The organism is Megasphaera lornae (assembly GCF_000214495.1).
GTDB classification, from domain to species: Bacteria; Bacillota; Negativicutes; order Veillonellales; family Megasphaeraceae; genus Megasphaera; species Megasphaera lornae.
The window spans coordinates 1-2,632 of record NZ_AFIJ01000021.1; the positions used below are offsets into that span (position 1 = coordinate 1).

The window sequence follows — 2,632 nt, forward strand, 5'->3', positions numbered from 1 at the left end:
GCACCGTCTGTTACAGAGAACTTAGCGGAAATATTCGTGATTGCCGTTGCATTAGTAGTGTTATTAATACTGTTTGTAACGGTAGAAGCTAATTTATCTGCATCGATACCGTACTTGATCGTGTTTTTGTCACGAGTTACAGTCAATCCTTTATCTGCTTCTGTTACGTCAAACACTGCTTTATTATTGGTGTTGTCAATTTTTTCCCCATCATCAGTGGACTTTGCGGCTAATTGCCATGAATCCATCTTTCCTGTTACGGTGCTATTACTTGTAATCTGCGTATTGATTTGGCTGTTCAGAGCATCTTCATTAAGCCCCAGTGTCAGACCTTTATCATTCACTGTTGCTTTAACGTATGTATCTCCTGTTACCGTTACCGTACTTTCCGCTTTAACGGTTGTGCTTCCCGTACCGCTATCTTTCAGCGTGAAGCCTTTTTGCAAAGTCGCAATATCCGCTTTATTTGTTTCCGCTTGTGTCTTAACCGGATTCACGAAATCATAGACGGTCTTACCGGTTACAAGATTTGCATTATCCGCTTCCACTTTACCCGTACCGAGTTTAGTTGCCCATGCTGTTCTTTCTACATCACCTATATTGCCTGCATCTTTATCTGCTTTCTTGTCAAGCAATCCACCGGTTTTCGTGATATTTTCTATCTTAGTATCTAAATTATTGATCGTTGTATTTCCACTCAAATCAAGCGTCTTCAAGTCTACTTCGCCGGTAACGGTATTATTATCTGTGTCGGCAACATTTAATTTCAATTTTCCGTCAGCTACACTAAGTCCGCTTGTCCCTTTTGCAAGGGTCGTGTTCTTGCCGGTAATCTTATAGCCGACTTTCTTACCGCCTTCTTTTATGTCAGATACGCTAACACTGCCTTCTCCTGTTATCTTCGGTCCTTTGACAGTAAAGGTATTGCCTGTTTCCGCATTAGGAGTTGTCGTAACGGTGACATAATCGCCTGCTACTACCGTCGCTTTATCTGCTTTCAGCGTTTTATTGATATTCGTAATCGCCGTATTACCGCTGATATCTATATTTTTTCCAAGATCTGCATCTGCCGTTACGGTTACTGTCGGGGCATCATTATCTCCGCCAACAGCAACCTTAATTTTCCCTGCTTCTCCCACGAATTTGACATTATTATTCTTGCCTTTGCCTAAGTTAACCGCTTTCGTATTCTTACCGTCTGTTACAGAGAACTTAGCAGAAATATTCGTAATCGCCGTTGCATTAGTATTGTTATTAATAGTATTTGTAACGGTAGAAGCCAATTTTTCTTTATCTACCGTCATGGATAGCCCTTGGCCTGTTGCGGTCGTGGAAATAATACCGTCTGCATCACCTGTAATAGATAATGTTTGCGTCTTTAAGTTAACCTTACCCGTACCGTTCTTGCCGGCAAAGTTCAAGTCTTGGTTAGCTAATCCTTGTTGTGCCGCTGCACTAAGTCCGATAGTTACTTTTGTACCGTCGTCTGTCTTTTCTGCTGTTACTTCTGTATTTTCGTCTTTGGATACAAATTGAAGATTCGGTTTCTTATCCTTCGTCATCGCCATATCCACAGGCTTATTATTGCCATCACTTACGGTAAAGCCCGTAGAAATATTCGTGATCGCAGTTTTTCCATTGTTAATGTTCGTCACTACATTACTTGTAATATTGTTTGCTAAACTGTCTACATTAATGCCGTACTTGATCGTGTTTCCGACACGGCTTACGGTCAGTCCTTTATCTGTTTCTGCATCAAAGGTAACGGTGTTATCCGTATTATTCACCGTTCCTTCGCCGTCCACTCCGTTAGCCTTGAGTTTCCATGCAGACATCTTCCCTGTTACGGTGCTATTGCTTGTAATCTGCGTATTGATTTGGCTATTCAGAGCATCTTCATTAAGCCCCAGTGTCAGACCTTTATCATTCACTGTTGCTTTAACGTATGTATCTCCTGTTACCGTTACCATACTTCCTGCTGTGACGGTTTGTTTACCGACTATCTTATTGGCATCTTGGAGAGTAAATCCCCCTTGCAATGTTTTGATGTCACTTTCATTTTTACCTACACGAGTAGTCAATCCTGTAATATTGGTTGCATTTGTTTCCGCTTGTGTCTTGACCGGATTCAATGCAGCTTGAACTGTGCCACCCGTTACAAGATTTGCGTCATTCGCTTCCACTTTTCCCGTACCGAGTTTATTTGCCCATGCCGTTCTTTCTTTATCACCTATATTGCCTGCGTCTTTATCTGCTTTCTTGTTAAGGTCACTTGCTACGGCTTTTTTGATGTCTGCATCACTGACGTTGACTTTATACGTCTTGCTACCGTCTTTACCGTCTTCTGTTGTAACTGTTGTGTTAGTTCCGTCAGCAACTTTTACCGCACCTTTAGCAAGGTCTTTAATGACTGTCTTGCCGGCTTCGGTAATGTTATTAAGCGAAGTATCGGCTTTATTTGTCAGTTCGCTCTTGTCAGCTTTATCTTTAATTGCAGCATATACTTTTCCACCCGTTACAAGGTTTGCGTTGTTTTCTTCAACTTCTCCTGTACCGAGTTTTCCTGCCCATGCAGTAGCATCCGTTACATTGCTTGCGTCTTTCTTGGCAAATGTATCATTCAGCGTAGTTG

1 pseudogene is annotated in these 2,632 nt (G+C 41.8%); it reads right to left on the reverse strand.

The annotated features are described in order from the left end of the window. Window positions 1-2,632, reverse strand: a pseudogene (locus tag HMPREF1039_RS08140) (hypothetical protein); the annotation flags it as partial.